Genomic DNA, 20,486 nt, shown 5'->3' on the forward strand with positions numbered 1-20,486 from the left:
GGCAGGGCGCCTGGACCCTACGCGCCGGGGACCGGTTCCGGCCATGGTTTCGGCCAAGGAAGGACGATCAATTACGTGCGAGCAGCGGCGGGTTGAGGCGCGCGAAGCCCTCCTGGCGCTCGTACGGGAAGTACGGGTACGGCGCCGGCCTGTGGCTGGCGGCGTCCAGCCGGGCCACCTGCCCGGAGGTCAGCTCCCAGCCCACGGCCCCGATGTTCTGCCGCAGCTGCTCCTCGTCGCGGGCGCCGACGAGGACGGTGGAGACGGTCGGGCGGCGCAGCAGCCAGTTGATGGCCACCTGGGGGACGGTCCGGCCCGTCTCCTCCGCGACCTCGTCGAGGGCGTCGACCACGTCGTAGAGGTGCTCCTCCTCCACCGGCGGGCCGTAGTCGGCGGTCTCGTGCAGCCGGCTGCCGGCCGGCAGCGGGCGGCCGCGGCGCAGCTTGCCGGTGAGGCGGCCCCAGCCCAGGGGGCTCCACACCATCGCGCCGACGCCCTGGTCGTGGCCGAGCGGCATCAGCTCCCACTCGTAGTCGCGGCCGACGAGGGAGTAGTACACCTGGTGGGCCGCGTAGCGGGGGAAGCCGTGCTTCTCGGCGGCCGACAGGGACTTCATCAGCTGCCAGCCCGCGAAGTTGGAGACGCCGGTGTAGCGGACCTTGCCGGACCGGACGAGCTGGTCGAGGGTGGACAGAACCTCCTCGACGGGGGTGGCGGCGTCGAAGCCGTGCAGCTGGAAGAGGTCGATGCGGTCGGTGCCGAGCCGGCGCAGGGCGTCCTCGACCGCCCCGATCAGGCGGGAGCGGGAGGTGCCGTACTCGCCGGGGCCGTCGCCGGTGGGCAGGCCCGCCTTGGTGGAGATGAGCACCTGGTCCCGGCGGCCCTTGACGGCCTGCCCGAGGACCTCCTCCGAGGCGCCCGCCGAGTAGACGTCCGCGGTGTCGAACAGGGTGATGCCGGCGTCCAGGCAGATGTCCACCAGCCGGCGCGCCTCCTGGGCGTCGGTGCTGCCCCAGGCGCCGAAGACGGGGCCCCGGCCGCCGAAGGTGCCGGCTCCGAAGCCGAGGGCGGGGACCTTGAGGCCGGACGCGCCGAGCTGCCTGTATTCCATGACGGACTCCTCCCGTGAGCGGTAATGGCACCGCAGACCCTTTAAGGTGGTCCCAACGTAACAGCCGATCACCACTAATGGAACCAGAGACCCGTTATGACTTCGCCGAGTGAGGCCCCTGGCGGCGCGGGAGACATGTGCGCCGAGCCGGGGACCGTGCGCCCCGGGGGCCGTACCGCCCGGGTGCGGGCCGCCGTGCTGGAGGCGGCCGGGGACATGCTGGCCGAGCAGGGCTTCCACGCACTGGACCTCGCCGAGGTCGCCCGGCGGGCCGAGGTCGGCAAGACCACGGTCTACCGGCGCTGGGGCACCGTGGCCGGCCTGGTGGCCGACCTGCTGACGGACATGGCCGAGCAGTCGCTGCCGCGCACCGAGACCGGCTCGCTGGAGGAGGACCTGCTGGCCAACGCCGGGCTCGTCCGGCGCACCCTGTCCGACCCGCGCCAGGGCCCCCTGTTCAAGGCCGTCATCGCTGCCGCCACGGGTGACGCCCGGACGGCCGAGGCACTGCACCGGTTCTACGAGGTCCGGGTCGCGGAGTGGGCGCCCTGCGTCCGGGAGGCCGTCGAGCGGGGCGAGCTGCCCGAGGGCACCGACGCCGCCGAGGTGGTCCGCGCCGTCTCCGCCCCGCTGTACTACCGGCTGCTGACCACGGACGCCCCGCTGGACGAGGCCGCGGCCCGGCGCGCGGCCACGGCGGCGGTGGCGGCGGCCCGCGCGGGGGCCTTCGTACGGACTCCGTAGCCGTCGGCGGCGGTTGTTAGCCTGCGGCGGTGGGACTCGACATCACCGTGGTCACGGCCGACTGGGAACACCTCGCCCGGATACCCGCGGGCGACCGCCTGGACGCCCTGACCGACGCCGTGCACCCGTACTACTGCTGTGACGCCTGCGACGCGGCCGACCGTGCCGTGGAGGGCGGCTGGGCCTCGCCGAGAGGGGTCCCGTGGTGCGCCGAGTACCGCTTCCGCACCACCACCGGCACCTACACCTGGCACTTCTGGCTCGCCGAGGGCTGGCAGGCCGTGAGGACGTCCACCGCCCCCGGCCTGCGGGACGACCTCGACCTCTTCCTCGGCGGCCTCGTATGGGACGGCCCGGACTACCCCGAGGACCCGGACGCCGACGACCCCCCGGCCCTGCCCGGCTTCCCGGACGACCCCGAGCCATGGCGGCCCCGCCTGCTGCTGGGCCGCGCCCCGGACGAGGTGCCGGCGCTCGCCCGCGCCTGGGAGCGGGCCGCGCCCCGGCTGGACGAACTGCGCGGGCCCTTCGCCGCCTGGGACTTCCGCTGGTCGGGCTGGCCCGACACCTTCGACGGTGCCACCGCGCTGATGCGCGAGTGGGGTGAGGTCGTCACGGGCGCCGCCGCCCGGGGCTGGGGGCTGGTCGGACTCCCGTACTGAGGCCGTGCCTCAGACGCGGTCGACGAAGACGCTGGTGGACTTCACCCGGGCGGTGGCGCGCATGCCGACCTCCAGGCCCAGCTCCTCCACCGCCTCACGGGTCAGCAGTGACACCACCCGGTGCGGACCCGCCTGGATCTCGACCTGCGCGCTGACCGAGCCCAGCCTGATGCCCGTCACGATGCCGGGGAAGGCGTTGCGGGCCGAGGTGTACGGGGCCTCCTCGTCCTCCCCGGTCTCCTGGGCCACCTCGACGCAGAACGCCGCCAGGTCCGGCCCGTCGACGATCCTGCGGTTCCCCTCCCGCCGGGTCGGGAAGCGCTCGGCGTCCGCCCAGCGGCGGGCGGTGTCGCTGCTGACGCCGAGCAGCCGCGCCGCCTGGCCGATCGTGTAGGACTCCATGCACCGCAGCGTAGGCGGTGCATGGCCCAGGCGGTGAGCAGGGCGTCCGCTACCGCCGTGCGCGGCCCCCTGTGACCAGGGGTTTCGGCCAGGTGGTGGTTTCACGTGAAACGTGGCGCGGCAGAAAGTGCGGGTATCGACCCGTATCGGCGGGTATATCCACCTGGACGGTGACGGTCCCAACAGCGCATGTCCTCGGCCCGCGACCCGGGGCCCCCGTCGGAGGAGCGCAGAGCGATGGACAGTACCGAGCGCGACCACACCCACCCCGCGGACCTTGCCGACCACGCCGGCCGTATGGACGCAGCCACCATCGAGGCCAGGGCCCTCTCCACGGCCCTGTTCCACCGGCTGGCCGAACTGGACGAGGGCACGGCCGACTACTCGTACGTCCGCAACACCCTGGTCGAGCTGAACCTCAGCCTCGTGAAGTACGCCGCCCGGAGGTTCCGCGGCCGCAGCGAGCCGATGGAGGACATCATCCAGGTCGGCACGATCGGGCTGATCAAGGCCATCAACCGGTTCGACCCGGAGCGCGGGGTGGAGTTCACCACCTTCGCGATGCCGACGATCAGCGGGGAGATCAAGAGGTTCTTCCGCGACACCAGCTGGGCCGTGAAGGTGCCCCGCCGGCTCCAGGAGCTGCGGATCGACAGCGCGAAGGCCCACGACGCGCTGGAGCAGGACCTCGGCCGGGAGCCGACCGACGCCGAGATGGCGCGGGAGCTGGACGTCACGCCGGAGGAGTTCAGCGAGGGCCGCAAGGCGGCCAGCGCGTACTCCGCGCGCTCCCTGGACGCGCCCGTGCAGGAGGAGTCGGAGCGCGACCCGGCCGCGGAGCCGGCCTCGCTCGGCGAGGAGGAGCCCGCGTACGACCGGATCGAGTGCCTGGAGTCCCTCAAGCCCATGCTCGCCGGGCTGCCCGAGCGGGAGCGCGAGCTGCTGTCGCTGCGGTTCGGGCAGGAGCTGACCCAGTCCGAGATCGGGGCCCGGCTGGGCCTGTCCCAGATGCACGTCTCACGGCTGCTGAACCGCACCCTGACCCGGCTGCGCGGCGGCCTCCTCACCGACGCGTAGGTCCCTGGGCGGGCGGCTCGGGGGCCCGGGCGGGTCAGGGGCGCGGGGGCGGGTCAGGGGCGCGGGAGACCGGTGGGCGGCTCGGGAGCCGTCACCTCCAGCCAGACCGTCTTGCCGGGCCGGCCGTCCGCCGCCGGCAGGGAGCCCCAGTTCTTCGCGAGGCGCTCCAGCAGGACCAGCCCGTGGCCGCCCGGCCGGGAGCGGTCACGCGTCGCCCGGCGCACCGGCGCTTCGGGACTGTCGTCGCTCACCTCGACCCGCAGCAGGCCGAGGCCGTTGCGCAGCACCAGCTCGCGCGGGCCGCCCGCGTGCAGGCAGGCGTTGGTGACCACCTCGGAGACCAGCAGGAGCAGGTCCTCCTCGGCCTCCGAGCCCTCGGGCCAGAGCCAGTCGGTGAGGGCCCGCCGGGTGAAGTCCCGGCACCGGGCCACGACCCCTGCCGTGGCGCCGCCCAGGACCAGCCGCCGCGTCTGCTCCGCCACAGGCTCTCCCGTCTCCGACACCGCTCCCCCGGCGCCGCACCTACCCCCGGCCGGGAGGGACAAATCCCGCGCGGACCCCACGCTACTGCCGAGGCGGCGCCCGGAGCGTGATGCGCAGCGGTGAGCGGTCGCGGCGGGGCCCCACGAGGTAGCGGAGGGGCCCTCCGCAGCCCGCCGGGCACGTCGGCCTCGAAGGGGCCTCAACGGCGGATCGACGGACGCCGGGACGGCGGATCGAGGGCGCGCCGGAGGCGGCCCGAAGCCGCCCCCGACGCCCTGCGCGGGGCCGTAAAGGGCTCCCACCATGGGTTTTCCGCCGTTCTCCCCCGTGGAGCGGCCGGTCCGAGGGACGCTATGCGGGCCGTCCGGACCCGTCGAGGACCCGCCCGGGGATCCGTCAAGTCGCCCGCGCGGGGTGTCGTACCCGAGGCACCCCGGCGTCCACATCCTGGACAACTACCCTCGATATATGAACGCAGAAGCCGACGCCCTCGCGGCCGTGAAAGACGCAGTCAAAGAAGCAGACCGGAACCACGTTTTCCATTCGTGGTCGGCGCAGGAGCTCATCGACCCGCTCGCCGTGGCCGGGGCCGAGGGCTCGTACTTCTGGGACTACGACGGCAACCGCTACCTCGACTTCTCCAGCGCGCTCGTCTACACCAACATCGGCTACCAGCACCCCAAGGTGGCCGCCGCCATCGCGGAGCAGGCCGCCAAGCTCTGCACCCTCGCGCCCGGCTTCGCCGTCGACGTCCGCTCCGAGGCGGCGCGCCTGATCGCCGAGCGCACCCCCGGCGACCTCGACAAGATCTTCTTCACCAACGCCGGCGCCGAGGCCGTGGAGAACGCCGTGCGCATGGCCCGGCTGCACACCGGCCGGCCCAAGGTGATGTCCGCGTACCGCTCGTACCACGGGGCCACCACCACCGCGATCAACCTCACCGGCGACGCCCGCCGCTTCGGCAACGACGGCGCGACCGCCGGCGTCGTCCACTTCTGGGGCCCGTTCCTCTACCGCTCGCCCTTCCACGCGACCACCGAGGCCGAGGAGTGCGAGCGCGCCCTGCGCCACCTGGAGGACACGATCGTCTTCGAGGGGCCGCAGTCCATCGCCGCGATCATCCTGGAGACCGTCGGCGGCGCACCCGGCGTGCTCGTGCCCCCGGCCGGCTACCTGGCCGGCGTGCGGGAGCTCTGCGACCGCCACGGCATCGTCTTCATCCTGGACGAGGTCATGGTCGGCTTCGGCCGCACCGGCACCTGGTTCGCCGCCGACCACTGGGACGTCACCCCCGACCTCCTCTGCTTCGCCAAGGGCATCACCAGCGGTTACGTGCCGCTCGGCGGCGTCGCCATCTCCGCCGCCATCGCCGAGACCTTCGCCCGCCGGCCCTACCCGGGCGGTCTGACGTACTCCGGGCACGTGCTGGCCTGCGCCGCCGCCGTAGCGACCGTCAACACCATGGCCGAGGAGGGCATCGTCGAGCAGTCCGCGCGCACCGGCGCCGAGCTGCTGGGCCCCGGGCTGCGCGAGATCGCGGACCGCCACCCCTCCGTCGGCGAGGTCCGCGGCATGGGCACCTTCTGGGCCCTGGAGCTCGTGAAGGACGCGGAGACCCGCGAGCCGCTGGTCCCGTACAACGCCTCGGGCGCCGACAACGCCCCGATGGCCGCCTTCGGCGCGGCCCTGAAGAAGGGCGGCCTGTGGCCGCTCCTCGCCGGCAACCGCATCCACGTCGCCCCGCCCTGCAACATCTCGGCCGAGGACGTGGCCAAGGGGCTGGCGATCCTCGACGAGGCCCTCTCGGTCACGGATGCGCACATGGTCTGACCTGCGGCCCTGTGCGGTCGCCCAATCCGTGGGTGCTGGTGTTCGGATGTTCCGTGCGGTGGTTAACCCGCCGTACACATGGTGCAATCCCGTCAGTACTTCAGTACGAATCAGCACCTACGGACCGGGATGCACGTCAGTCCCGGGGCGGTCCTGCGGGGCCGAACGGCGGGGAGCGGGACGTCCTCCACGAGGGCGGGCGCTGGACGCCGGGCGTACGGGATCCAGAACAACGGACTCCGTGTTCCCGAGTACCCGAAGGAAGACAGCATGAGCAAGCACGTCCTGGGCCAGAACCAGTACGGCAAGGCCGAGAACCGCATCGTCGTGGTGACCCGCAAGGGCAGCGACGGCTCGTGGGCCGAGATCCGCGACCTGAACGTCTCGGTCGCCCTGCGCGGCGAGTTCCGCGACGTCCACCTGACGGGTGACAACGCCAACTGCCTGCCGACCGACACCACCAAGAACACGGTGTACGCCTTCGGCAAGGAACACGGCATCGCCTCCCCCGAGGCCTTCGGCATCCTCCTCGCGAAGCACTTCGTCTCCTCGCAGGCCCCGATCCGCGAGGCGCAGATCCGCATCGAGGAGTTCGCCTGGGAGCGGATCCCCGTACCGACCCGCAAGGAGCAGCACTCCTTCGTCCGCAAGGGCCAGGAAGTGCGCACCGCGCAGATCACCTACAGCGAGACCACCGGTCTCCAGGTCGTCTCCGGTCTGAAGGACCTGACGGTGATGAACTCGACCAACTCCGAGTTCCACGGCTTCATCAAGGACAAGTACACGACCCTCCAGGAGGCGTACGACCGCATCCTGGCGACCAAGGTCACCGCCCGCTGGGCGCACTCGGCGCTGGCCGGCGACGACGCCGGGTACGACTGGGACCAGTCGTACAAGAAGGTCCGGAAGCACATGCTGGAGGCCTTCGCGGAGACGTACTCCTACTCGCTCCAGCAGACCCTGAACCAGATGGCCGAGCGGGTGCTGGACAACTGCCCGAAGGTCAACGAGGTGCGCCTCAACCTGCCCAACAAGCACCACTTCCTCGTCGACCTGGAGCCCTTCGGCCTCAAGAACGACAACGAGGTCTACTTCGCCGCGGACCGCATGTACGGCCTGATCGAGGGCACCGTCCACCGTGACGGCGTGCAGCCGGTCATCGCGACCTCCGACTGGATCGTCGCGTAGCCGATTCGGCAGCAGCAGCCGTTCAGCCCGGCCCGGACCGCGTCGCGGGGTCCGGGCCGGACCTTTGTCGTGCGGGGGGCTACCGGGGCTGTCCGACGAGGAGGTTCCAGCGGCCCGTCCGCCCGCTGAGGGACGTCACGGTGTCCGGCCGCACGTCGAGCCGCCAGAAGGACGCGGCCGGCAGCTCCAGTGCGGCCACCACCGCCGCCCGCACGACGGCCTGGGCGACCACCGCGTGGTGCCGTCCGGGGCCAAGGCCCGCCAGGTACTCGCCCGTTCGGGTGATCAGCGCCGTCACCGGCTCCCCGCCGCCCGGGGGCGCGTACCGCGGGTCCGTGAGCCAGCGCCGGATGCCCTCCGGGTCCTCGGCTGCCACCTCTTCGAGGGTCCGGCCCGCCCAGTCCCCCATGGCCGGCCCGGCCAGGCCCGGGTGGCCGGGGCACGGTTCCCCGTACCCGAACCGCCCCTGGCGGGCGGCGTCGTCGAGCGGGGGTGTGGCGAGGTGTACGCGTACGGATGACATGCGGGGAGCGTAGAGCGCACGCCCAGGGCGTGAAACAACGGCCACGCGCCGTGGTGTTCAAGCCATGAGCGCGGTACGGTCTCGGACGACATGACGAAGGTATGACGGAAGCACCGGTGAGAATCCGGCACGGTCGCGCCACTGTGAATCCTCCCCCAGCGCCCTGGGAGGGAAGTCAGACCCGCCTCCTTCGAACAGAGCACCACTGACCGGGACGCGTGTTCCCCCTGGAGGTTCTGCAATGGCCCACACCGCCGCGCCCGCCTCGGCGCCCGCCACCGTCGCCCCCATCTCCCTCCCCGCGCTGGCGCCCTGGGCCGCCTTCGCCGCGGTCCTGGCCCTCGTCCTGCTCTACTTCGTCGGCATCGAGCAGGGCGCCACCGCCGTCTTCCAGGGCGAGACCGTCCACGAGTGGCTGCACGACGGCCGCCACCTGCTCGGTTTCCCCTGCCACTGACCCCTTCCGATCTCCCTCACGATCACCCAAGGGGTTCATGCGTGAACACCGTCTCCCCCCGCGTCCTGCTGGTGCGGGGCATGCTGGCCGGCCTGCTCGCGGGCGTCGCCGCCTTCCTCGTCGCGTACCTCCTCGGCGAGTCCAAAGTGGACGCGGCGATCGCCATCGAAGAGGCCGGCCACCTCGCGGCCGGCCACGACCACGGCGCCGAGGAGGCCCCGGTCAGCCGGGCCCTCCAGGCCACGGCCGGCCTCGGCACCGGCGTCCTGCTGTACGGGGCCGCCCTCGGCGGCATCGCCGCGCTCGTCTACTGCTTCGCCCTGGGCCGGATCGGGCGCTTCGGCGCCCGGGCCACGGCGGCCCTGGTCACCGGCGCCCTGTTCGTCACCGTGACCCTGGTGCCGTTCTTCAAGTACCCCGCCAACCCGCCGGCCGTCGGGGACCCCGACACGGCCGCCCGGCGGACCGCCCTCTACCTGCTGATGATCGCCCTGAGCGCGCTGCTGGCGGCCGGCGCGCTGATCCTGGGGCGGCGGCTCGCGCCGCGCCTGGGCAACTGGAACGCCTCGGTGGCGGCCTCGCTGGCCTTCGTGGCGGCGGTGGGCGTCTCGTACGCGCTGCTGCCCGGGATCAACGAGGTGCCCGCCGACTTCCCGGCCGCGCTGATCTGGCAGTTCCGTCTCGCGTCGCTGGCCATCCAGGCAGCGCTGTGGACGACTTTCGGCCTGGCCTTCGGTTTTCTAGCCGAACGCGCTCTTGCCCCGGCCGCCGCACCCAAGGAGGCTGTACAGCCGATGAGTTGAGCGCGACACCTGTTGCGCGTGTGACGGGTGTGGAGGTGGGATCCGGCGATGCAGTCCGCGATCTGGGAATGGCGGGGCTGGACCGGCGCCGCGCCGTTCTGGCTCAACTCGGTGCTGCTGATCGCGGCCCCCTTCACCGCCGCCACCCTCCTCGCCCAGATCGGCGTCATCAGCGCCCTGGCCGCCCTCGGCGGGCTGGCCCGGCAGCTCTGGTTCGGGGACTACGGCCACCCCGTGATGCACCTCGCCGCCGCCCTCATGGGGGCGGCGGCGGTGGCACTGGTGGTGGTCTGACCCCTCCTCGGGTCCTGCTCGCCCCCTCTCCCCCGCCCTCCCGGTGAAGTTGATCTTGATGCGGGGGAGAATGACGGTTCGTTCGGAGCGGAGCGGACCGGGGAGCTGGTGTGGAGTCAGGGCGGGACATACCCGAGGAGTATCTGGACGGGTACGTACGCATGCTCGCGGACGCCTCGACCACCGGCCGGCACCCCGGCCGCGAGGAACTCGACGCCCGCCGCGCGCTCGGCGAGCGGGCCGCCGGCGCCGGTTACGGGCTGCGGAGCCTCATCGGCGCACACCTCGCCGCCACCCGCACCGCCATCGGCGGACGTCTCGTCCCCGACCACGTGCTGGCAGTGGTGGAGCAGGCCGTGGACGCCTTCACCGAGGGGTACGAGCGGGCCCACGGGCCGGCCGCGCACCGGGAAGCGGCGGCCCGCCGGGAGTTCGTCGACGACCTGCTGCTCGGCGGAGGCGACCCCGGCCGCCTCGGCGAACGCGCCGCCCACTTCGGACTGGACCCGGCGCGGGCGCACGCCGTGGCCGTCGCGCACGGCCCCGTGCCGTACGAGGACGGGGGCCCGGAGCAGCGCCGGCTGGAGTCGGCCCTGGCCGGCTGCTTCGGGGACCGGGACTTCCTGCTCGCCACCAAGGACGGCCGGCTGGTCTGCGTCGCACCGGGCGATCGGGAGGAGATACCGGCCCGCTTCGCCCGGCTGGCACACCCGGAGTCCGAAGGCCGGGGGCTCGTCGCACTCGGGCGCCCGCACCCCGGCGCGGGCGGGGCCGCGACCTCGTACGCGGAGGCCCTGGACGCGCTCGGCGTCGCGGACCGGCTCGACCTCGGGGGCCCGCTGCTGCGCGCCGCCGACCTGCTGGTCTTCCCGGTACTGACCCGCGACCGGGCGGCGATGGCCGAGCTGGTGCTGACCGCCCTGGGGCCGCTGCGGGCCGGGCGCGGCGGGGCGGCACCCCTGCTGGACACCCTGACCGCCTACTTCGACTCGGGGTGCGTGGCCGCGGAGGCGGCCCGGCGGCTGAACCTGAGCGTACGGGCGCTGACCTACCGGCTGGAGCGGATCCACCGGCTGACGGGCACCGACCCGGGGGACCCCGTGCAGCGGTACACCCTCCAGACGGCCGTGATCGGCGCCCGCCTGCTGGACTGGCCGGCCCGGCCGCTCCAGTCCTTCGCCCCCTCACCCGTTCGGGGGTAGCGGCCCGATCCGGCGCGTACGGCCCGCACACCCGCCGCCAGCTGGGAGGACGCGGACGCCGGGGCACGGAGGGCACATGACGCGCCGTCATTTCCGGTGCGGGCGGCGATGTGCGGCCGGGCGGGGAGCGGTCCACTGCTCCCAGGAACCGGCCGCCCGAGCCGGACAGGAGGAACGCCATGTCCCGCGCCCAGTGGGCCGCCGCCGCGCTGACGGTCACTCTGCTCTGTACCGGTGTCGGCCTGTTGCGCGGCAGCGCGGGCGCGGAGCCCGCCGCCGCGAGCGTCACCGACGCGCTGCCCTCCCGGGCCCTGGGCCTGTCCGGGCACCGCCGCCTCGTACGCGGGCTGGAGCAGTCCGGTGCGCACGCTCCCGGCGCGGACCGCAGGACGGTGTCCGCCCCGCCGATGCGGGCATCACGGCCGCTGCGGCTGCGCATCCCCAGCCTGGGCGTGGACCTCCCGCTGGCCAGGGGCCCGCAGCAGGGCGGGGGCGAGGCCGGCTGGGACACCGACGGCCCGGCTCCCGGCTCCGCCGGCACCGCCGTGGTCACCGGCGACGGGCTCCCGCTCGCCGGGCTGCGGCGGGGCCGTGTCATCGAGATCCCGCGCGCGGACCACCGTACGGCCGTGTTCACCGTCGAGCGGGTCTCCCCCCACGCGGTCACGGCGCCGGCCGGGGACACCGGCCTCGCCCGGCTGCGGCTGGTCAGCGGCGAGACCTCCGTCCTGGCCCGGCTGACGGGGCCGCTGCGTACCGGCTGAGTCAGCCGTGGGGGGTGTCTTCGTCCCCCGGTCGGGGGCTTCTCGGGGGTCCGCGGAAAGTTGCCCGGCGTGTCGGGGCATGCAGGCCCCATGAACGGTGCGCGGTACGCGCGGACGGCGCTGGTGCGGGCCCTGACGGTGGCCTGCGTGGCCCTGCTGTGCCTGTTCGGCGTCGGTCCGGCGGCGACGGCCACGGCCGGCGCGGAGCCCCGCCCCGCCTCCTCGGCACCGGCCGATCCCACCGAGGGACAGTCGGAGCCGGCCGGGGATCCCGTCGGCCGTTCGGCACTGCGGACGGTCGTACGCGTGGCACCCGTCGCACGGCGGCTGCCGGAGCGGATGTTTCACGTGAAACACCCGGGTGGGCCCGCCGGCGCGGCCTCGTACGGGACGGCCGCACCGGCCCTGTCCCGGCTGACGGTACGGAGTGTGGTCCTGCGCTGCTGAGCGGGCCGAGCAGCGTACGCAACCCCCCACACCCCCGAAGCACCGTGAGGTTCCGCCATGCCCATCGACCCGTACGCCGCCCTGAACGCCATGCTCCGCGCCGAGGCCGCCCGCTTCTCCCCGCCGGCCCGGAAGGAGGGACAGGACCACCCGCGCGCGGACCGGGCCCTCGCCGACCGGACGGTCCCGCAGCCCGCCACCGCCGAGCCCGAGTGCGGTTCCGCAGGCGAGCCGCAGCAGGACCAGCCCGCCGGCTCGGCGGCGTAACGACACGCGACGGCGCCGGTCCCGCACCCTCGCAGTGGGCGCGGGGACCGGCGCAGGTCCACCCGCCGGGCTCAGTCCTCCCGCGTGTAGTACCGGTAGAAGGCCCCGATCCCGACACCCAGGCCCACGAACAGGCCGATGCTGGTGGCGCGGAGCACGGACTGGTTGGTCAGGCTGTGGAGGTAGCCGGCGGCGATGCCGGCGAAGACCCCGTACGCGGCGGCGTGCAGCTCCCGCTTCAGCTTCGGGCCCACCCGCGCGAGGGCGAACATGCAGGCCGCGAAGATCACGCCGCACAGGATCCCGTAGAACACGTTGCCCGCGTCGACCGGGCCCATCTGACGCTTGATGAAGGCCGCCCAGACCCCGTAGACGAGGCCCATCAGCAGCGCGCGCGTCAGGCGGTTCCGGTCGGTGTGCCGGTCCGCGTCCGCCGACGTCATCGGGCGGTGCCGCCGCGGAACGGTGGGTGCCGCATGTGCCATGGCGGGGCTCCTCTCTTTCACCCTCAAGGGCACACCCGGCACCCGGGAGCGGCAAGTGGATCACTCGTCCGGGCGGTGCGGACCACGCTCCGAGAGGGAATCCCGCCCCCGGACGCAGCAGCAGGGGTGGCGCCCCGCACCGCGCCCGGCTTTCCCTGGTGACGTGCGCACCTTCCTGTCGGCGGCCCTCATCGTGCTCGTGGCCCTGCTCGTGCCCGCGAGCGCGGTCGCGTACTGGGCCGACCGCCGGCTGGGCGACGCCGACCACTACACCGCGGCCATGGCCCCGCTCGCCAAGGACCCGGCCGTGCAGGAGGTGGTCGTCGCCCAGGTCACCCGTGCCCTCTCCGGGCAGATCGACGCGGGCCCCTTCCAGGGCGCCGTGGACGCCCTCATCGGCGACGCCCTGCACTCCTTCGCCGGCACCCCCGCCTACCGGACGGCCTGGGAGACGGCCAACCGCGCCGCGCACGCCGCCTTCCTCGACGCCCTGAAGACCGGCCACGGGGACGCCGTCTCCGTCGACCTCGCGCCCGTGATCGCACAGGTCAAGGAGGAACTGATCGCGGACGACGTGCCCTTCGCCGACCGCATCCCGGAGACCCATCTCTCCGTGAAGGTCATGGAATACGACAACCTCGGCGCGCTCCGGGAGGGGTTCCACGTGCTCCAGATCGCCGGAGTCTGGCTTCCCGTGCTGACCGTGCTCCTCGCGGTGGCGGCCGTGGCCGTCGCCGTCCGGCGCCGACGGGCCGTCCTCGCCACCGGCGCCGGGCTCGCGGCCGGCGCCGTACTGCTGTGGACGGCGGTGGCCGTGTGCCGCCGCATCACGCTCGACGACCTGCCCTCCGACGTCGACCGCCCCGCCGCCGCGGCCGTGTACGACGCGCTCACCGCCTTCCTGCGGACCACCGCCTGGGTGGTCCTCGCCGTCGGGCTGGCCACCACGCTCGCCGCATGGCTGGTGGGCCGGCTACGCCGCACCCCATAAGCTCGGAAGGTAACCATCCTCCGCAGAACTCCCCAGAACGACCGATTCGCGAGCGGCGACACGGAAGCGGAATGACCACCGAACGACGCACCGAGCACATACCGTCCGGGCGGCCCCGGCCCCACCCCCTGGCTCCCCCCACCTGGCTGCTCGCGGGACTGCGGCCCGGCAGCGCACCCGTCCCCTGGGCGGCGGCCGCCCGCGCCGGGATCGCGATGGCCGCCCCGCTCGCCGTCGGCTTCGCCGTCGACGAGCCCGAGTACGGGGCCCTCGTCTCCATGGGAGCCCTCGCCGGGGTGTTCGGAGACACCGCCGACGCCTACCGGATGCGGGTCCTGAACATCGCCGTCCCGCAGGCCTTCGGCGCCATCGGCGTGGCCGTGGGCACCCTCGTCTACGGGCGCGGCTGGCTGGCCGTCGCCGTCCTCACCCTCGTCGCCCTCGTCTCCGGGATGATCTCCTCGATCGGCACGGTCGCCTCCGTGTCCGGGCTGCTGCTCCTGCTCAACGCCGTCGTCGGGGCCGGCCTGCCGATGCCCCAGCCCTGGTGGACCGCGCCGCTGCTGCTCACCGCCGGCGGCCTGTTCGTGCTCGCGCTGACCCTGCTGGCCTGGCCCCTGCGCGGCCGGCAGCCCGAACGGGCCGCCGTCGCGGCCACCTACCGGGCACTGGCCGACGCCCTGGAAGCCTGCGGCGGACCCCAGGACGTCTACGACGAACGCCGCCGACAGGTCACGCAGGCCCTCAACCAGGCCTACGACCTCGTCCTCGGCCGCCGGGCCCGGGTGCACGGGCGCAGCCCCTCCCTGGTGCGGATGCTGGCCCAGCTGAACGTGCTGATCCCGCTCGTGGAGGCCGCGCCCGCCGCCCACCTGCGGGGGCGGCCGCTGCCGGCCGAGATCCCGGCGGCCGTACGGGAGCTGGCCGTGGCCGTCGAGGAGGGCCGCACCGGGGCCCCCGTCCTCACCCTGCCCGCCCCGCACACCCCGTCCGAGCGGGCCATCGACTCCGCGCTGCGGCACGCGGCGGCCATCGTGCACCTCGCCGAACCGGACCCGTACAACGTCGACGACCGCCTCGGCCGGCCGGCCGGCCTGCGCGTCCGGGCCCGGCGCGGGGTGCGCGACATGATGCTGTCCGAGGCCTCCTGGCGGTACGGGCTGCGGCTGGCCCTGTGCATCGGCCTCGCCCAGTCCCTCGTCTCCCTGATCGAAGTGGAACGCTCCTACTGGGTGGCCCTGACCGTCACCTTCGTCCTGAAGCCGGACTTCGGCTCGGTCTTCTCCCGGGCGGTCCTGCGCGCCCTGGGCACGGCGGCCGGGCTGGTCCTCGCCGCCGCCGTCCTCGCCGAGGTGCCGCGCGGCTGGTGGGACGTACCGGTGATGATGGTGCTCGCCGCGCTGATCCCGGTGTTCTCCGCCAAGGGGTACGCCTTCCAGACCGCGGCCATCACCCCCGTGATCCTGCTGCTGTCGGACCAGCTCAACCACGAGGGCTTCGACCTCATCCTGCCCCGGCTGCTCGACAGCCTGATCGGCTGCGCGATCGTCCTGGTCGCCGGCTACCTGATGTGGCCCGAGAGCTGGCACACCCGCATCGGGGACCGGCTCGCCGACGCCGTCGACGACGCCGCCCGCTACGTGGAGCGTGCCTTCGCCCCCGTCGCGGACGACGCCGAGCTGCGCGCCGCCCGGCAGTCCCGCCTCCAGGCCCGGCGCCGCATCTACCGCGACCTGTCGGGGGTGCGCAGCGAGTTCCAGCGGGCCCTGACCGAGCCGCCGCCGACAGGGAGCCGGGCCGCGGCGTGGTGGCCGCTGGTGGTGGCCGTGGAACGCGTCGTGGACGCCACCACCGCCGCGCGGGTCCGCGTCAACCACGGCGCCGATCCGCCCGCGGCGGGCGAGGTCGACCGGATCGCGCGGCAGCTCCGCGAACTCGCCGAGGGGGTCCGCAGCAGCCCCACCCCGGTCCGCGTGGACGTACCGCCCCAGGACGACGAAACCAGCGTCCTGGCCCCGGTCCACCACGAACTGGCGGCAGCCCGAGCCATTTCCACGCTCCCTTCTTGACGCGCCGCACCCCTCCTTGACGCGCCGCACCCCTCCTTGACGCGCCGCACGCACGGCTCGGCCGCGGGCGGCCTCCCCGGCTTCGCGCCGCTGCGCCGGACTCCGTCCGTCGGGCGCGGGGCGGGGCCGGTTCCGATGGCCAGGGCCGGTGGGTCGGGTGCGGGTGCTGTGCCGCTGCGCGGGGCTTGCCCCTCCCCGCCCTTCAACCGTTCTCGCCCTCATCGCCGGGCGCGGCTCACCGCACGGCGCCACCGCGCCCGCGCCTCAAACGCCGGCGCGGCTGGTAGTGCCATGCGGGTGCTCCGGCCGCCGAGCGGCACATCCGAGCCCAGCGCGGCCAAACCCAGCCCCGCCGGCGTTTGAGGCGCGGGGTTTGGGGGCGGAGCCCCAGAGGGTCCGGGGCGCAGCCCCGGGGAACGGGCGAAGGGCGGGTAGGGGACCGCACCGCGCGGCGGCACACCCCCGCCCCACACGCGGCAGCGCCCGGCAGGGCAAGGGCCCCGGATGGAGCAGTGGCCGGGCCGGGAGGCCGGGGGCGGGGGAGCATCGGTACATGCGGAGCCCCCACGCACTGGCCCTCGCCGCCCTCCTGGCGGCCGCGACCGGCTGCGCCGACGTGGAAGGACTGCGCAGCTCCGGCGACCTCGGCACCGTCCACGCCCCCAAGACCCTGTGGAAGGAGTACCACCCCGACCCGCCGGGCCCCGGGCAGCAGCCCGGGGCGGCGGCCGTGGTGCCCGGGCTGCCCGAGCCGGACGGCCCGGGCATGCACGGGGTGGACGCGCTGGCCGTCGTACGGGCCGACATCACCTCCGCCGTCGCCCAGGACGCCGGCACCGGCCGGCTCGTCGACCCCCGGGCCGCCCAGCGGCTCGCGCTCTGCACACAGGCTGTGGACGGCGGCCCGTACTGCCCGGTCCGCCCCGGCGTCCTCCACGACCTGACCGGAGACGCCAAGGACGAGCTGATCACCGCCCTCGACGTGGACGGCAGGGTCAGCGAGCTGCGCGTCTACACCGTCCAGGACGACGGCACGATCGCCCGGATCCTGGCCCGGCGCGCGGTGCTGGAAGGGGTCGAGGTGGCCGCCGAGCACCTGGCGGTCCGCGAGCCGACCTCGAACCCCGCCTACATCTCCGTCTCCGACTACGTGTGGGACCCGAAGGCCCGCAGCATGAGCCTGACCCAGCTCACCCTCGACGACTGCCCGGCCATCACGGACGCCCCGCTGAGCGAGGGACGGGCCCGATGCGCCCGCTGAGCAGCCTGCGCTGGAAGATCGCCCTCACCACCACGCTGGTGTGCTGCACGGTGGCCGCCGCGCTGGGGATCCTGGTGCACAACGTGGTCTCGCGGCAGGTCGTCGGCGAGGTCCGCAAGGACGTCGAACGGGACCTCGACCACGCCCTCGGCCACTACGAGTACGGCACCTCGCACGGGGACGTGAACGTCGCCCTGGACCCGCCCGGCCTGCCCCGCCCGCTGCGCGAGCTCGTCGCCCGCGGACGGACCGGCAGCATGGTCGGCACCCAGGACGGCAAGCCCGTCATGTGGGCCGCCGGGCCGGCCGACCAGAAGGCCCTGGCGGTCTGGATCCCGTACGCGAACACCCGCCACCGGCTGCGCGACATCGACACCGCGATCCTCGCCTCCTCGGCGGTCGCGGCCGGGGTGGTGGCCCTGGCCGGCGTGTTCCTCGCCGACCGCATCAGCCGCCGGCTCGCGACGGCCGCCGCCGTCGCCCGCCGGATCAGCTCCGGGGACCTCGACGCCCGGGTGGCCCTCCCCTCGGACACCGGACCGGGGACGCACCGCTACCACGACGAGGTACGGGACGTCGCACAGGCCCTGGACTCGATGGCCGCCTCGCTCCAGGAACGGCTGGAAGCGGAGAAGCGGTTCACCGCCGACGTCGCGCACGAGCTGCGCACCCCGCTGACCGGTTCGCTGGCCGCCGCCTCGCTGCTGCCCGAGGGCCGGCCCAAGGAGATGATCAACGACCGGCTGAAGGCCCTGCACCTGCTCACCGAGGACCTGCTGGAGATCTCCCGGCTGGACTCCGGGGTGGAGCGGGCCGACCTGGCCCAGGTGGAGCTGGGCCGGGCCGTGGAACGGGCCGTCGCCGGGACCCGGCTGCCCGCCGAGGTGCGGGTCGTGCGGGACGCGGTGGTGTTCACCGACCGCCGCCGGCTGGACCGGATCCTGGCCAACCTTCTGGTCAACGCCCACAAGCACGGGCGCCCGCCGGTCGAGGTGACGGTGGAGGGGCCGGTGGTGGTGATCCACGACCACGGCTCCGGCTATCCCTCCGAGCTCATCGAGCAGGGCCCGAAGCGGTTCCGCACCGGGGACCCCGGGCGCGGCCGCGGCCACGGGCTGGGCCTGACGATCGCGGCGGGCCAGGCGGCGGTGCTGGAGATCGAGCTGGGCTTCGCCAACGCCCCGGACGGGGGTGCGCTGACGACGCTCCGGCTGCCGGTGGGACGGCTGCCGGAGCCGGGTTGACCCCCGCCCACCGGCGGATCAGACGCCGATGTTCTTGCCGTCCTTGCGCCACACGGACACCACCGCCGGGCGGACGATCTTGCCCGGGCCGTCGGGCCACACCGACTGCGGCTTCTCCACGGACGCGCCGTCGATCTCGCCCGGGTGCTGGACCGAGACGAGGACGCGCTTGTCCTGGACCAGCGGGCCGCAGGTCTCGGCACCGCGCGGAACGGTGAGGAACTGCTTCAGCTCACCGCGGCGCTCGCCGAACGTCGCGACGCCGTACAGGCCGTCGTGCGAGCCGAGCTGGTTGCCGTCGGTGGAGATCCACAGGTTGCCGTGCGGGTCGAAGGCCACGTTGTCCGGGCAGGAGATCGGGCTGACCTTGTCCTTCGGGAACCCGGCGAAGTAGGTGGCCGGGTCGTTCGGGTCACCGGCGACCAGGAAGAGCCGCCAGGCGAAGCCGTCGCCCGCCGGGTCGTCGAAGTTCTCGGCGAGCTCCAGGATCTGGCCGTGCTTGTTCAGGTTGCGCGGGTTGGCCTCGTCCGCTCCGGCCTTTCCGGGCTTGCCGCGGTCGGTGTTGTTGGTCAGCGCGATGTAGACGCGGCCGGTGCGCGGCGACGGCTCGACGTCCTCGGGGCGGTCCATCTTGGTGGCGCCGGCCTTGTCACCGGCCTGGCGGGTGAAGACGAACACCTCCTCGGCGGTCATGCCCTCGACGTGCGAGACGTTGCCGGAGGGGGAGGCCGTGGCCAGCTTGATCCAGACGCCGGAGCCGTCGAACTCGCCGTCGGAGGGCAGCTTGCCGGAGCCGTCGACCGAGGCGGCCGGGGAGTCGCCGGTGAGCTTGGCGACGTAGAGGGTGCCCTCGTCGAGCAGCGTGAGGTTGTGCTCCTTCGCCGCGCGCGAATTGCCCTTCATCATCCGCTTCGAGGAGACGAACTTGTAGAAGTAGTCGAAGCGCTCGTCGTCGCCCATGTAGACGACCGGGCGGCCGTCCTCGGTGACGCGGGGCTGCGCGGCCTCGTGCTTGAAGCGGCCGAGGGCGGTGCGCTTGCGCGGGACGGAGTTCGGGTCGTAGGGGTCGAGCTCGACGACCCAGCCGAAGCGGTGCGACTCGTTGGGCTCCTGCGCGACGTCGAAGCGCTTGTCGAACCGCTCCCACTTGCGCTCGGAGGCGCCGGCGGTCACGCCGTAGCGCTTCAGGCGGGCGGCCTGGGCGGGATCGGTGACCTGGCCGGCGTTGGCGAAGTACTGGTTGAAGTTCTCCTCGCCGTGGAGGGTGGTGCCCCACGGGGTGGTGCCGCCCGCGCAGTTGTTGAGGGTGCCGAGCACCTTGGTGCCGGTGGCGTCGACGGAGGTCTTCAGCAGGGCGCTGCCCGCGGCCGGGCCGGTCAGCCGGAACTCGCTGGTCGCGGTCAGGCGGCGGTTGAGCTGGTGGCGGGTGACGGCCGTCAGCTTGCCGCTGCGGTGGTCCTCCTGGACGACGACCACGGACAGGCCGTGCGCGGCCCAGGCGATCTCGACCTGCTCGCGGGTGGGGTTCGCCGGGTCGTAGCCCTTGAACATGAGGTTCTCGTCCGTGTACTCGTGGTTGGCCACGAGGAGCTGCTGGCGCTCGTAGTTGCCGCCGAGCGGGAGCAGGCTGAGGAAGTCGTTGTTGTAGCCGAACTGGCCGGCCTGGGCGGCGGCGGTCTGCTTGTCCGAGTTGAAGCCCGGGGCGCCCTTGAGGATCGGGTCGCCCCAGCGGATCACCACGTTCTGCTCGTGGCCCTCGGGGATGGTGACCTTGTCGTCGGTGTTCGGGGCGACGGGCTTGAAGCGCAGGCCGCGGGCGGCCTCGCCCCCCGCGCGCTTGGCAGCCTCGGCGTCGGACGCGGGGGCGGCGCTGGCGCTCTGGCCGCCGCCCGCACCGAGGGCGATACCGGTACCGGCAGCGGTGGCGACCGTGACGACGGCGGCGGAGCGCAGCATCGAGCGGCGGGAGTAGGCGCGGGCTATGACGTCGCCGACGTACTCGTTGTCGCTGGTGTTGGGCACCTCGTGGAAGCATGCGTCGCCGCAGCGGTAGCGGCAGGTGAGAGCGGAACGGCCGCTGCCATGCGGGTTGCCGATGAGCGGCAGGAGCTTGCGCACGAGGGTGTCCTCCGGTGAGTGCACGGCGCCGACGACGTGTCGGTACGAATCAGCGGTGACGGTA

Annotated in this window: 22 protein-coding genes; 16 read left to right on the forward strand and 6 right to left on the reverse strand. The window is 73.8% G+C overall.

Annotated elements, in window-relative coordinates; genetic code table 11:
- Window positions 1-67: 67 nt before the first annotated feature.
- A complete protein-coding gene (locus tag ACZ7IF_RS15050; protein WP_470969896.1) occupies window positions 68-1,111 on the reverse strand; it encodes an aldo/keto reductase in 1,044 nt (347 codons plus the stop codon).
- Window positions 1,112-1,207: 96 nt separating this feature from the next.
- On the opposite strand from ACZ7IF_RS15050, the gene ACZ7IF_RS15055 reads away from it, so the two are divergent.
- Both ACZ7IF_RS15055 and ACZ7IF_RS15060 read left to right on the forward strand, forming a co-directional pair.
- Window positions 1,208-1,855 carry a TetR/AcrR family transcriptional regulator gene (locus tag ACZ7IF_RS15055; RefSeq protein WP_470969900.1) on the forward strand — a complete coding sequence of 216 codons (648 nt, stop codon included), beginning with the start codon at window positions 1,208-1,210 and terminating at the stop codon, window positions 1,853-1,855.
- 29 nt (window positions 1,856-1,884) lie between these two features.
- Window positions 1,885-2,517 carry a hypothetical protein gene (locus tag ACZ7IF_RS15060; RefSeq protein ID WP_470969903.1) on the forward strand — a complete coding sequence of 211 codons (633 nt, stop codon included), beginning with the start codon at window positions 1,885-1,887 and terminating at the stop codon, window positions 2,515-2,517.
- Window positions 2,518-2,526: 9 nt separating this feature from the next.
- On the opposite strand, the gene ACZ7IF_RS15065 is transcribed toward ACZ7IF_RS15060, so the two are convergent.
- Window positions 2,527-2,919 carry a TOBE domain-containing protein gene (locus ACZ7IF_RS15065; protein ID WP_470969907.1) on the reverse strand — a complete coding sequence of 131 codons (393 nt, stop codon included), beginning with the start codon at window positions 2,917-2,919 and terminating at the stop codon, window positions 2,527-2,529.
- Window positions 2,920-3,156: 237 nt separating this feature from the next.
- Between ACZ7IF_RS15065 and ACZ7IF_RS15070 the strand changes: the two genes are divergently transcribed.
- Window positions 3,157-3,996: a SigB/SigF/SigG family RNA polymerase sigma factor gene (locus ACZ7IF_RS15070; RefSeq protein WP_470969913.1), complete on the forward strand. Its 840-nt coding sequence runs from the start codon at window positions 3,157-3,159 to the stop codon at window positions 3,994-3,996.
- 53 nt (window positions 3,997-4,049) lie between these two features.
- Here the strand turns inward: ACZ7IF_RS15070 and ACZ7IF_RS15075 are convergent, their stop codons facing one another.
- The gene (locus ACZ7IF_RS15075; protein ID WP_470969916.1) at window positions 4,050-4,478 is read right to left on the reverse strand and encodes an ATP-binding protein; all 429 of its coding nucleotides are present in this window, start codon (window positions 4,476-4,478) and stop codon (window positions 4,050-4,052) included.
- A 469-nt stretch (window positions 4,479-4,947) separates the two neighbouring features.
- Here ACZ7IF_RS15075 and ACZ7IF_RS15080 point away from each other — a divergent pair, with 469 nt between their 5' ends.
- The gene (locus ACZ7IF_RS15080; protein ID WP_470969919.1) at window positions 4,948-6,309 is read left to right on the forward strand and encodes an aminotransferase class III-fold pyridoxal phosphate-dependent enzyme; all 1,362 of its coding nucleotides are present in this window, start codon (window positions 4,948-4,950) and stop codon (window positions 6,307-6,309) included.
- 270 nt (window positions 6,310-6,579) lie between these two features.
- A complete protein-coding gene (gene pucL / locus ACZ7IF_RS15085) occupies window positions 6,580-7,497 on the forward strand; it encodes a factor-independent urate hydroxylase (RefSeq protein ID WP_470969925.1) in 918 nt (305 codons plus the stop codon).
- Between the two features lie 79 nt (window positions 7,498-7,576).
- On the opposite strand, the gene ACZ7IF_RS15090 is transcribed toward pucL, so the two are convergent.
- Window positions 7,577-8,020: a histidine phosphatase family protein gene (locus ACZ7IF_RS15090; protein ID WP_470969928.1), complete on the reverse strand. Its 444-nt coding sequence runs from the start codon at window positions 8,018-8,020 to the stop codon at window positions 7,577-7,579.
- 241 nt (window positions 8,021-8,261) lie between these two features.
- Here ACZ7IF_RS15090 and ACZ7IF_RS15095 point away from each other — a divergent pair, with 241 nt between their 5' ends.
- The 7 genes from ACZ7IF_RS15095 to ACZ7IF_RS15125 all read left to right on the forward strand — a co-directional run bounded on the left by ACZ7IF_RS15095 (window position 8,262) and on the right by ACZ7IF_RS15125 (window position 12,254).
- Window positions 8,262-8,477 carry a CbtB domain-containing protein gene (locus ACZ7IF_RS15095; protein WP_470969934.1) on the forward strand — a complete coding sequence of 72 codons (216 nt, stop codon included), beginning with the start codon at window positions 8,262-8,264 and terminating at the stop codon, window positions 8,475-8,477.
- Window positions 8,478-8,518: 41 nt separating this feature from the next.
- Window positions 8,519-9,280 carry a CbtA family protein gene (locus ACZ7IF_RS15100; protein ID WP_470969941.1) on the forward strand — a complete coding sequence of 254 codons (762 nt, stop codon included), beginning with the start codon at window positions 8,519-8,521 and terminating at the stop codon, window positions 9,278-9,280.
- A gap of 48 nt (window positions 9,281-9,328) precedes the next feature.
- Window positions 9,329-9,574 carry a hypothetical protein gene (locus tag ACZ7IF_RS15105; protein ID WP_470969945.1) on the forward strand — a complete coding sequence of 82 codons (246 nt, stop codon included), beginning with the start codon at window positions 9,329-9,331 and terminating at the stop codon, window positions 9,572-9,574.
- A gap of 161 nt (window positions 9,575-9,735) precedes the next feature.
- Window positions 9,736-10,776: a PucR family transcriptional regulator gene (locus ACZ7IF_RS15110; protein WP_470970419.1), complete on the forward strand. Its 1,041-nt coding sequence runs from the start codon at window positions 9,736-9,738 to the stop codon at window positions 10,774-10,776.
- 179 nt (window positions 10,777-10,955) lie between these two features.
- Window positions 10,956-11,540 (forward strand): class F sortase, encoded by a 585-nt coding sequence (locus ACZ7IF_RS15115; RefSeq protein ID WP_470969949.1) that lies wholly within the window; start codon window positions 10,956-10,958, stop codon window positions 11,538-11,540.
- 90 nt (window positions 11,541-11,630) lie between these two features.
- The gene (locus tag ACZ7IF_RS15120) at window positions 11,631-11,987 is read left to right on the forward strand and encodes a hypothetical protein (RefSeq protein ID WP_470969954.1); all 357 of its coding nucleotides are present in this window, start codon (window positions 11,631-11,633) and stop codon (window positions 11,985-11,987) included.
- Window positions 11,988-12,044: 57 nt separating this feature from the next.
- Window positions 12,045-12,254, forward strand: coding sequence for a hypothetical protein (locus tag ACZ7IF_RS15125; protein WP_470969959.1), 210 nt, complete (start codon window positions 12,045-12,047; stop codon window positions 12,252-12,254).
- 71 nt (window positions 12,255-12,325) lie between these two features.
- Here the strand turns inward: ACZ7IF_RS15125 and ACZ7IF_RS15130 are convergent, their stop codons facing one another.
- Window positions 12,326-12,739: a hypothetical protein gene (locus ACZ7IF_RS15130; protein WP_470969963.1), complete on the reverse strand. Its 414-nt coding sequence runs from the start codon at window positions 12,737-12,739 to the stop codon at window positions 12,326-12,328.
- A 163-nt stretch (window positions 12,740-12,902) separates the two neighbouring features.
- Between ACZ7IF_RS15130 and ACZ7IF_RS15135 the strand changes: the two genes are divergently transcribed.
- From ACZ7IF_RS15135 to ACZ7IF_RS15150, 4 genes are all read left to right on the forward strand, one after another.
- Window positions 12,903-13,730, forward strand: coding sequence for a hypothetical protein (locus ACZ7IF_RS15135; protein WP_470969966.1), 828 nt, complete (start codon window positions 12,903-12,905; stop codon window positions 13,728-13,730).
- 71 nt (window positions 13,731-13,801) lie between these two features.
- Window positions 13,802-15,799, forward strand: a complete 1,998-nt coding sequence (locus tag ACZ7IF_RS15140) for an FUSC family protein (RefSeq protein WP_470969970.1) — start codon at window positions 13,802-13,804, stop codon at window positions 15,797-15,799.
- A 553-nt stretch (window positions 15,800-16,352) separates the two neighbouring features.
- Window positions 16,353-17,060 carry a hypothetical protein gene (locus tag ACZ7IF_RS15145; RefSeq protein ID WP_470969974.1) on the forward strand — a complete coding sequence of 236 codons (708 nt, stop codon included), beginning with the start codon at window positions 16,353-16,355 and terminating at the stop codon, window positions 17,058-17,060.
- On the forward strand, window positions 17,048-18,304 hold the full coding sequence (locus tag ACZ7IF_RS15150) for a sensor histidine kinase (RefSeq protein ID WP_470969977.1): 1,257 nt from the start codon (window positions 17,048-17,050) through the stop codon (window positions 18,302-18,304). Before ACZ7IF_RS15145 ends, ACZ7IF_RS15150 begins: the two co-directional genes overlap by 13 nt.
- Window positions 18,305-18,322: 18 nt before the next feature.
- Here the strand turns inward: ACZ7IF_RS15150 and ACZ7IF_RS15155 are convergent, their stop codons facing one another.
- A complete protein-coding gene (locus tag ACZ7IF_RS15155) occupies window positions 18,323-20,422 on the reverse strand; it encodes a PhoX family protein (protein ID WP_470969982.1) in 2,100 nt (699 codons plus the stop codon).
- Window positions 20,423-20,486 lie beyond the last annotated feature (64 nt).

It is taken from the genome of Streptomyces sp. NPDC037421 (assembly GCF_055602105.1).

Bases quoted from the DNA above. Each gene is read 5' to 3' on its own strand.
- ACZ7IF_RS15065 (WP_470969907.1), bottom strand. From the start codon at position 2,919: ATGGAGTCCTACACGATCGGCCAGGCGGCGCGGCTGCTCGGCGTCAGC.
- ACZ7IF_RS15120 (WP_470969954.1), top strand. From the start codon at position 11,631: ATGAACGGTGCGCGGTACGCGCGGACGGCGCTGGTGCGGGCCCTGACG.
- ACZ7IF_RS15050 (WP_470969896.1), bottom strand. From the start codon at position 1,111: ATGGAATACAGGCAGCTCGGCGCGTCCGGCCTCAAGGTCCCCGCCCTC.
- ACZ7IF_RS15150 (WP_470969977.1), top strand. From the start codon at position 17,048: ATGCGCCCGCTGAGCAGCCTGCGCTGGAAGATCGCCCTCACCACCACG.
- ACZ7IF_RS15055 (WP_470969900.1), top strand. From the start codon at position 1,208: ATGACTTCGCCGAGTGAGGCCCCTGGCGGCGCGGGAGACATGTGCGCC.
- ACZ7IF_RS15070 (WP_470969913.1), top strand. From the start codon at position 3,157: ATGGACAGTACCGAGCGCGACCACACCCACCCCGCGGACCTTGCCGAC.
- ACZ7IF_RS15130 (WP_470969963.1), bottom strand. From the start codon at position 12,739: ATGGCACATGCGGCACCCACCGTTCCGCGGCGGCACCGCCCGATGACG.
- ACZ7IF_RS15080 (WP_470969919.1), top strand. From the start codon at position 4,948: ATGAACGCAGAAGCCGACGCCCTCGCGGCCGTGAAAGACGCAGTCAAA.
- ACZ7IF_RS15095 (WP_470969934.1), top strand. From the start codon at position 8,262: ATGGCCCACACCGCCGCGCCCGCCTCGGCGCCCGCCACCGTCGCCCCC.
- ACZ7IF_RS15110 (WP_470970419.1), top strand. From the start codon at position 9,736: ATGCTCGCGGACGCCTCGACCACCGGCCGGCACCCCGGCCGCGAGGAA.
- ACZ7IF_RS15090 (WP_470969928.1), bottom strand. From the start codon at position 8,020: ATGTCATCCGTACGCGTACACCTCGCCACACCCCCGCTCGACGACGCC.
- ACZ7IF_RS15105 (WP_470969945.1), top strand. From the start codon at position 9,329: ATGCAGTCCGCGATCTGGGAATGGCGGGGCTGGACCGGCGCCGCGCCG.
- ACZ7IF_RS15125 (WP_470969959.1), top strand. From the start codon at position 12,045: ATGCCCATCGACCCGTACGCCGCCCTGAACGCCATGCTCCGCGCCGAG.
- ACZ7IF_RS15115 (WP_470969949.1), top strand. From the start codon at position 10,956: ATGTCCCGCGCCCAGTGGGCCGCCGCCGCGCTGACGGTCACTCTGCTC.
- pucL (WP_470969925.1), top strand. From the start codon at position 6,580: ATGAGCAAGCACGTCCTGGGCCAGAACCAGTACGGCAAGGCCGAGAAC.
- ACZ7IF_RS15145 (WP_470969974.1), top strand. From the start codon at position 16,353: ATGCGGAGCCCCCACGCACTGGCCCTCGCCGCCCTCCTGGCGGCCGCG.
- ACZ7IF_RS15140 (WP_470969970.1), top strand. From the start codon at position 13,802: ATGACCACCGAACGACGCACCGAGCACATACCGTCCGGGCGGCCCCGG.